A 9,028-nucleotide genomic window follows, 5' to 3' on the forward strand; every position below is an offset into this window, starting at 1 on the left:
GAAAGGCTTAGATGGCATAAGTGATTCAGAGGAAATTCGCGCTCTAATCTATCGCGAATTTGCTCAAAACCCTTATGTTGCCTAGATTTTCCTCGTCTTACGCTCCATGAACTTTTGAGAAGTCCTGGTCGCCAGTAGGGCTTTTCAATGATTTGGCATAATCAGGCGTGGTAAGGGCGTTTCCCTGTGCGTGCTTCCGAATCCGGCAGGCACGGGGCCTGCTGCTACAGCGCCGGCGGAAAGCGTTGAAAACCCCTCCAAGCCCAGGACGTCCGTTGATAATCGCACTCCCATCTGATAGAATAGAGAGGGAGGAGAGGTTTATGGACCGAAGGCTTTTTCTCAGAAATATAGTTGCCGGAATAGCCGGCCTAATGGTTTCAGGAGCGCCAGCTCCACCTAAGGAGGGAGATATGAGCGACAGGCCGAACATCATCTTCATCCTGGCCGATGATCTCGGTTACAGGGATCTTGGTTGTTACGGCCAGGAGAGGATAAAAACCCCAAATATCGACAGGATGGCCGAGGAGGGGATACGGTTCAGCCAGTGTTACACCGGAAGCCCGATATGCGCTCCGTCGCGCTGCGTGCTGATGACCGGCAAACACACCGGACACGCCACCGTCAGGGATAACTTCGCAAGGGTGGGTGGGGTGCTGATCCTGGATAACGGCCCGCCTCAGAGGCGTGTGCCGCTCAAGCCGGAGGATATCACGGTAGCTCAGGTGCTTAAAAAAGCCGGTTACGCGACGGGCATCACTGGCAAATGGGGATTGGGCGAGCCGGGAACCGAGGCCGTGCCCAATAAGAAGGGGTTCGATAAATGGTTCGGATACCTCAACCAGAGACGTGCCCATACCTATTATCCCCCGTTCCTCTGGCGTAACGAGGAGAAGGTCATCCTGGGCGGCAAATGTTACTCGCACGACCTGTTCACCGAGTTCGCTCTGGATTTCATCCGCTCCCATAAGGATGAGCCGTTCTTCCTATATCTCGCCTACACCCTCCCGCATCCCAAGTACGAGATACCCAGCACCAAACCTTACACGGACGAACCCTGGCCTGAGGAGGCGAAGATGTATGCGGCGATGGTCACGCGGCTGGACAGAGACGTCGGCAGGATATTAAACCTCCTGAAGGAGCTCGATATAGACGAGCGGACGATCCTGTTCCTCTGCTCGGATAACGGCGCGGGCAGGAGATGGGAGGGGCTATTCGACAGCAACGGGCCTCTGCGGGCTGAGAAAGGCTGGCTCTATGAGGGCGGCATACGCACGCCGATGATAGTGAGATGGAAGGGCAAGGTGCCGGCCGGACTCGTCAGCGATGCCGTCTGGTATTTCGCCGATTTCCTGCCCACGGCGGCCGCGCTGGCCGGGGTTGAGTCGCCTCACGATATCGATGGGATGAACGTCCTTCCAACCCTGCTCGGGGAAGATCAGCCAGAGCTGAGAAGGAGGTTCCTGTACTGGGAGTTTCCCGGCCACGGGTATCAGCAGGCGGTCCGGATCGGCGATTGGAAAGCGGTCAGACCCAAATGGGGAGAGCCGCTTGAGCTGTACGATCTGTCGACGGATGTCTCAGAGGAAAAGAGCGTGGCTGAACGACATCCGGAGGTGATCGAGAGGATCGAGGAATATATGAAAGGGGCTCGGGTCGATTCGGAATATTGGCCCACACCGAGCTGAACGGACAAAGGAGATAAGCCATGAATATCCTTTTCATCATCTGCGATACCCTGAGGAGGGATTTCCTCGGATGTTACGGGAACGAATGGATAAAGACCCCCAATATAGACAGGCTCGCTGAGGAGTCGGTCGTCTTCGATACCGCCTATATCGGTTCCTTCCCGACGATGCCCGCAAGGGCGGAGGTCATGACGGGGAAACATGTGTTCCACACCATCGGCTGGGCTCCGCTTCCCAGGGGCGAAACGGTCGTCCAGTCCCTCCTCCGCCGTCAGGGGTATGTGACCATGCTGATAACCGACCACTATCAGATGCTCGCCCCCGGCATGAACTACCATCAGGGGTTCAGCGGGCATCGGTGGATAAGGGGACAGCAGAACGATCCGTATACCACCGATGACATCCCCATCCAGTTCCCGTGCGATCCCAGCAAGTGTCGTCAGCCCGAACAGCTTGTGGTGCCATTCCTTCGCAACAGGGCCTACTGGGTGTATGAGAGGGATTGGCCCATACCGAGGGTGATCCAGGAGGCCGTGGATTGGCTTGAACGCAATTATACACACGAGAAATTTCTGCTCTATCTGGATCTGTTCTCCATCCATGAACCCTGGGATCCGCCCCAATGGTATGTCGACCTTTATGATCCCGGCTATGAGGGCGAGAAGGTGATATTGCCACGCTACGATAAGGTCGATTACCTGACGGAGGAGGAGTTGAGACACGTGAGGGCCCTTTACGCGGGGACGGTCACGATGATGGATAAATGGGTCGGCTGGCTGCTGGATAAGTTCAGGGATGTCGGGATCTGGGATGATACGGCCGTCATATTCACGTCGGATCACGGTTGGTATCTGGGGGAACACGGGCTTATAGGCAAGCATACCGTCCTTGAGCCCAAAAGAGGATGGCAGTTTTACGACGAGGTGGCCCGTATCCCCCTGATAATGAAGATCCCCGGGATACAGGGAAGCCGAAGGTGCGAGGCGCTGGTGCAGCTGGTCGACGTCATGCCCACACTTGCGGAGCTCGGAGGTGCGAGGGCGCCGGAGGGGATTCACGGTAGATCTCTGCTCCCGCTGCTTCGGGGCGAGGTGGATAAAGTTCGGGACCTCGCTGTCTGCTCGCCCAGGCTTCCAACCGATCCCGAGACGCTCGTGTGGAGCGCCGTCACCGATGGCGAATGGTCACTGATGGACGGGGGCGCTCTGGGGAAACCCGAGCTGTATCACCTGCCGACCGATCCGAAACAGCAGCGAGATCTCTTCAACGAACGTAGGGATATCGCCCTCCGACTTCATGAGGAGTATCTTCGATTTCTCTCCGGCATAGGGACGTCGGAGGAGAGGATCGCCCTGCGGCGTTGGCCCGACCGGGAATAGCGCCTGGGGAGATCCTCCCCACCCTGTGGAATTAATCCACAGAAAGGTCGACATCATCCGCTGAGCCTCCCCTGAAATTCCAGGTTTCTTCGTTTGGCGCGATTCTTGCTCTATGGCGATTTGCTCTGCGCTGAAAAGGGGAATGGCGTGGGGGGGAGCCTCCACGCCTACGATATCGGAGGTGAACGGCTTTGGAATGGCTCAGCGGCGGGAGGGTGATCATCCTCGACCCGCTCTCCGGGAGGTTCATAGGCGACCTGCTCACTGAGAATCGGATCGAATCGATGGTCGCCTCGAGCTTGAGCGAGCTTCTGGCTGAGCTGACATGCGAAGGGGTGAGATGTCTGATCTTAAACGACACGCTGAGGGGAGGGCGGGCGTATGAGTTCATCCCCATCATCAAGCCGCTCAGACCGGATCTGCCGATAATCGTCACAGCCGCCTATAACCTGCCGGATCTGGAGCTCAGATACAGGTTGGAGGGCGTGTTCTACTATCACGTCCAGCCTCTGGGGTTCGACGATCTGATCCTCGCCGTGAAAAGCGCCCTCGCCAGGGGGATCGAGAGAAAGATCATGGTGGTCGACGATGATTACGATTTCATCGACGGGATACGACGGATGGTGGAGAGATACGGCTTCAGGGTGATCCCGGCCTTCGGCAGCGAGGATGCGCTGGCGAAGGCGATGTTTTCCAGACCCGACCTGATCCTGATCGACCTGATGATGCATGGGATATGGGACGGGTTCAGGCTGTGCTGGAAGCTGAAGGGTAAGAGCCAGTTCAAGGATATACCCATCCTGATGATGACCTCTATGGCCGACTCCCCTGAAAGACTCTCGCTTCTGACTCCTTTTTCGATCTGCGGTGAGGGGTTCATCCCTAAGCCTACAAGGGCGGATGAGCTGATACGCGAGATATCCCGATTCATCAGGAGGTGATGCGAGATGGCCGAGGCAAAGGTGCTGGTGATAGATGATGAACAGACCATGCTCGACGCGTGTAAACAGGTTCTGAGCAAGCGCGGATATGAGGTTTTAACCGCCCTATCGGGGGAGGAGGGCCTCAGGATAGCGAAGGAGTCCAAGCCGGATATAGCGATCGTCGACCTTAAGATGCCCGGCATCGACGGGATGGAGGTGTTGGAGAGATTGAGCGAGATCGACCCGTCGATGGTGAAGATCGTCATAACCGGATACGCCACGGTCGAATCGGCGGTGGATGCCATGAAACGCGGCGCATACGATTTCCTCCCCAAGCCCTTTACACCCGACGAGCTCAGGGTTATCGTCAGAAGGGGGCTTGAGAAGAGGAGACTTGAAGCTGAGAGGGAATCGCTGAGACGGGAGAGGGATAGGCTCAAGGCAGATTTCATCTCCATCGTCACACACCAGTTGAAGTCGCCTCTCGTGGCCATCAGACAGTACATCGAGGCGATCTCATCGGGAGCTATGGGCGAGGTCCCGGCCCCGGTCAAAGAGGTACTGGAGAGATGTTCCGAGAGAGCGGATGAGCTGTTGAAGATGATCAACGACTGGCTGGATATGTCCCGTATCGAATCGGGCAAGCTCGCCGAGAAGATGGTCCCTATCAACCTCACCGAGGTGCTCGACGAGGCGATCGAGGAGCTTCAGCCGCTGGCGGAGGAAAACGCCATAGAGATAATCAGAATGTATCCGGAACGGGTCCCGCCGATCAAGGGGGATTCCGATAGCCTCAAGCAGGCGTTTTCAAACATCATCTCCAACGCCATCAAGTATAACAAACCTAACGGCTCCGTCACGATAAGCCTCAGGGACAGCGACGAGGGGGTTTTCATATCCATATCCGACACGGGCATAGGGATCGCCGAGGAGAACCTGCCCTACATATTCGACGAGTTCTTCAGGGTTCGATCCAAAGAACACCCTAAACTCACCGGGAGCGGTCTTGGGCTGTCCATAACGAAGAAGATCATCGAGGCGCATTCGGGCAGAATTGAGGTTGAAAGCAGACTCGGTGAGGGGACGACCTTCACCCTGTTTCTGCCCAGGAGGGAGATCGAGTGAGATTCATTTCTCACGGAAAAGTGATAAATCTCACGTTCACAAAACCGGAGGTCAGTAAGAGATGGAGAGGAAGATACTGATCGTGGAAGATGACGAGGATTTCGCCAGCGCCGTGAAATCCATCCTGGAGGCCAACTCCTATCTCGTCAGACATGCCACCAACAGGGAGGAGGCGTGTAGGATGGTCGAGGAGGACAAGCCCGATCTGATCATCCTCGACATCATGATGGAGAGGTTGAACGACGGGTTTGTCCTCTGCAGCCAATTTAAAAACGATCCGGAATACAGGGATATCCCGATCCTAGCCGTCTCAGCCATAACGGCGAAAACCGGCTTCAAGTTCTCACCTCAGACCGACGGCGAGTATTTCAAGGCGGACGACTACGTCGAGAAGCCGGTCATGGCCGTTGATCTTCTGAAAAGGGTCGAGAGGCTCCTTGAGAAGGAGGAGGGGAAATGAAGGTGGTGAAACTCCCGAAGTCCAACCTGGAGGGCCTTGTGGAGGAGCTCAGGAAGGTGGGGCCGGTATACGCCCCCGTCCGAAAGGGGGAGACGAGCTACTCCTTTCAGGAGATATCATCGGCGGATGAGGTCGAGCTGAATTACAACAGGACGATCCTGCCGCCCAAGAAGTTCTTCCTTCCCCCCCAGGAACCGATGTTTCACTTCTCGCCGCTTAAGGGTTTCACGCCGGCTGTCGAGGACCTGGATCAGCCCTTCGTGCTGTTCGGCGTCCATTCATGCGATATACACGGGCTGAAGATACTGGATATGGTATTCAGCGGAAGATATACCGACAACGCTTATATGACCAGGCGCCGGAACGGCGTTATCGTTGGGATAGATTGTACTCCGGACGAATACTGTTTCTGTTATTCGATGGGCACCAACTTCGTCGACGATGGGTTCGATCTGTTCCTCTCCGATATCGGCGATTCATACCTGGTCAGGGTCGGAACCAGCCTCGGCGACGATATAACGTTGGCAGGGGAGGAGCTCTTCGACGAGGTGACGGATGAGGACAAGCAGGCGTTCAAGAGCTCAATGCTCCGAAAGGCCGAGATGTTCAAGAGTAAGGTGGACATGCTCGGTCTGCCGGAGATAATGGATTTGGAGTACGAGAGCGAGGTCTGGGATGAGGTGGCCGGCCAATGTCTCAGCTGTGGGACGTGCTCGATGGTCTGCCCCACCTGCTACTGTTACGACGTGGTGGATGAGCTGTCGCTGGACGCCCAAAGCGGGGTGAGAAAGCGCAGGTGGGATTCCTGCCTCTTCTGGGAGTATTCGCTCGTCGCCGGCGGACACAACTTCGCCGCCGAGAGATCCACCAGGATGAAAAAACGATATTATCACAAACTGAGGGTCTTCTCGGAGGAGTTCGGCAGGCCGGCTTGCGTCGGGTGTGGGAGATGCTCCCAGATGTGTGTCGCCGGGCTTAAGTTCCCGGATGTGATAGAAAAACTCAGGTCAACGGCATAGAAAGGGGGAGAAGGATGAGAGGTCACTCCGACAATCCGTTTGAGATATACCAGCCTTATCCGGCCAGGATAATCCGAATCCTGCCCCAGATAGAGGATCACAAGCTGTTCCAGATCCGCTTCGAGAAGGATGAGGTGGCGAAGAACTTCAGGCATAAGCCGGGGCAGTTTTTGATGTTGAGCGTCATAGGCACGGGGGAGGCGCCCTTTTCGATCGCATCTTCCCCCACGAGGCCCGAGACGGTCGAGGTATGTGTCAGGAAAATAGGCCGCGTCACGAACGCCCTCTTCGCCCTCGAGCCCAACTCGCTCATCGGGATAAGAGGCCCCTACGGCAACGGATTTCCCGTCGAGGAGATGGAGGGCAACAATCTGCTGCTTATAGCGGGGGGCCTTGGGATGGCGGCCTTGAGGTCGCTTCTGTGGTATGCCCTGGACAATAGGCCGAAGTTCAAGGATATCACGCTGATGTACGGGGCGAAGACGCCGGACGAGATGCTGTTCAAGTATGAGCTCATCTCGCTGCTCGACCAGCCCGATATAAACTGCCTGCTGACGGTCGACACCGATCCGGAGGGGAGATGGCCCGCCCACGTCGGCGTGGTGACCGATCTCTTCGACTATCTGGGGGAGATCGACCCGGATAACACCTACGCGGCGGTGTGCGGTCCGCCGGTGATGTATAAGTTCGTGCTGAAAAAGCTGCTCGACCACAACTTCTCGAAGGATAGGATATTGATGTCGCTGGAGAGACGGATGAGATGCGGCGTCGGCAAATGCGGCCACTGCCGAATAGGCCATAAATACACATGCCTTGACGGACCGATCTTCACATATTGGGACGTGATAAACCTGCCGGAGGTGATCTGATGGCCGGAAAACCCAAAGTCGGGATATACGGTCTGACGTCCTGTGGCGGCGATCAATTGATGATCCTCAACTGCGAGGATGAACTGCTGGATATCGTCGGCGCGATCGATCTGAGGTTCTTCCCAATGGGCATGAGCGATAACGACGAGGAGGGCGAGCTGGATATAGCCTTCGTCGAGGGGACGGTCATAACCCACGAGGACAGGGAGATGCTCTATAAGCTCCGAGGACGGTCAAAAATCCTCATCGCCATAGGCACCTGCGCCGTGTGGGGTGGGATACCTGCCGCCAAGAACGACGTTCCGCGCGATGATCTTAAAGAGAAGGTCTACGGCGAGAGGGCTTACTACTTTTCGCCTCTCGTTCCGCAGCCTCTTTCCAGCTATGTCAAGGTCGATCTGGCCATCCCCGGCTGTCCCATAGAGAAGGGACAGATCCTCTCGGCGATCGCTTCGCTTTTGCACGGCGATATGCCCGTTCTCCCGGATTACGCCGTATGCACGGAGTGTAAGATGAACGAAAACCCATGCCTGCTCCTCGAAAAGGGCGTGATCTGTCTCGGTCCCGTGACCGTCGCAGGGTGTAACGCCAGATGCCCGTCCCAGAACATGCCCTGCATAGGATGCAGAGGGCCGGTCACCGAGGCCAACATCGCCGCCGAGGAGAAGCTGCTCAGGGAGAAGGGGTTCTCCTACGATGACATCTGGAACAAGCTCAAGACCTTCGCCGCAACGGCGAAACAGTTGGAGGTAGGGACGTGAGGAGGATAGAGATAGAACACCTCTGTCGCGTCGAAGGTTTCGGCGGCGTATACGTCGAGTTGGATGGGGATCAGATCAGGGAGGTCAGGGTCAACGTGATGGAAGGGCCCAGGATGTTCGAGGCGGTCGTGTTGGGGAGGAGGTTCGACGAGATACCCCCGATAGTCACACGGATCTGCGCGATATGTTCCGCCATCCATTGCGTCACGTCGACCATGGCCGTCGAGAACGCCCTCGGAGTTCAGGTCACCGAGCAGACGAAGCTGTTGAGAGAGCTTCTGGTGCACGGGGGGAATATCGAAAGTCATGCCCTACATATCTTCTGCCTGGCGCTGCCTGATTTCCTCGGCTACAACAGCGTCATCGAGATGGCGGCCGATCATCCTGACGCCGTCGCAAAAGCCCTCAGACTCAAAAAGCTCGGCAACACCATCCAGGAGAGGATCGGCGGCAGAATGGTCCATCAGACGAACGTGGCGCTGGGTGGATTCGGCAGATTGCCCGGTGAGGATGAGCTGAGGGAGCTGAGGGGATCGTTGGAGAAGGGATTGGTCGAGGCGATGGAGATGATGGAGCTGCTTTCGACCGTTCAGGTTCCGGACTACCCGACCTCGCCCACGCTCTACGCGGCGCTCGAACCTGAGGACGGATTCGGATACTTCGGCGATAAGATAGCGCTCTCCACCGGGGAGAGATTCGACGTCAGCGACTACAAGGCGGTCTGCAACGAAAGGGTGGTGCCTTACTCGCACGCCAAACACAGCAGGTTCAACGGGAGACCCTTCATGGTCGGCTCACTTGCGC

9 protein-coding genes are annotated in these 9,028 nt (G+C 56.7%); all 9 read left to right on the top strand.

The window, feature by feature from the left end; genetic code table 11:
* The first annotated feature begins 413 nt into the window (after window positions 1–413).
* The gene (locus tag J7M22_01260; GenBank protein ID MCD6505229.1) at window positions 414–1,688 is read left to right on the top strand and encodes an arylsulfatase; all 1,275 of its coding nucleotides are present in this window, start codon (window positions 414–416) and stop codon (window positions 1,686–1,688) included.
* 20 nt (window positions 1,689–1,708) lie between these two features.
* The gene (locus J7M22_01265) at window positions 1,709–3,067 is read left to right on the top strand and encodes a sulfatase (protein MCD6505230.1); all 1,359 of its coding nucleotides are present in this window, start codon (window positions 1,709–1,711) and stop codon (window positions 3,065–3,067) included.
* Between the two features lie 191 nt (window positions 3,068–3,258).
* Window positions 3,259–4,008 (top strand): response regulator, encoded by a 750-nt coding sequence (locus J7M22_01270; protein MCD6505231.1) that lies wholly within the window; start codon window positions 3,259–3,261, stop codon window positions 4,006–4,008.
* 6 nt (window positions 4,009–4,014) lie between these two features.
* Complete coding sequence (locus J7M22_01275; GenBank protein MCD6505232.1) at window positions 4,015–5,115, top strand: hybrid sensor histidine kinase/response regulator; 1,101 nt, start codon at window positions 4,015–4,017, stop codon at window positions 5,113–5,115.
* Window positions 5,116–5,176: 61 nt separating this feature from the next.
* The gene (locus tag J7M22_01280; protein ID MCD6505233.1) at window positions 5,177–5,575 is read left to right on the top strand and encodes a response regulator; all 399 of its coding nucleotides are present in this window, start codon (window positions 5,177–5,179) and stop codon (window positions 5,573–5,575) included.
* Window positions 5,572–6,594 (top strand): 4Fe-4S dicluster domain-containing protein, encoded by a 1,023-nt coding sequence (locus J7M22_01285; GenBank protein ID MCD6505234.1) that lies wholly within the window; start codon window positions 5,572–5,574, stop codon window positions 6,592–6,594. Before J7M22_01280 ends, J7M22_01285 begins: the two co-directional genes overlap by 4 nt.
* A 14-nt stretch (window positions 6,595–6,608) precedes the next feature.
* Complete coding sequence (locus J7M22_01290) at window positions 6,609–7,463, top strand: FAD/NAD(P)-binding protein (GenBank protein MCD6505235.1); 855 nt, start codon at window positions 6,609–6,611, stop codon at window positions 7,461–7,463.
* A complete protein-coding gene (locus J7M22_01295; GenBank protein MCD6505236.1) occupies window positions 7,463–8,224 on the top strand; it encodes an NADH:ubiquinone oxidoreductase in 762 nt (253 codons plus the stop codon). The genes J7M22_01290 and J7M22_01295 overlap by 1 nt, the downstream gene beginning before the upstream one ends.
* A partial coding sequence (locus tag J7M22_01300; GenBank protein ID MCD6505237.1) for a nickel-dependent hydrogenase large subunit occupies window positions 8,221–9,028 on the top strand: 808 nt, incomplete at its 3' end. The genes J7M22_01295 and J7M22_01300, both read left to right, overlap by 4 nt.

This window comes from Candidatus Poribacteria bacterium, assembly GCA_021162805.1.
Taxonomy (GTDB): Bacteria; Poribacteria; WGA-4E; order B28-G17; family B28-G17; genus JAGGXZ01.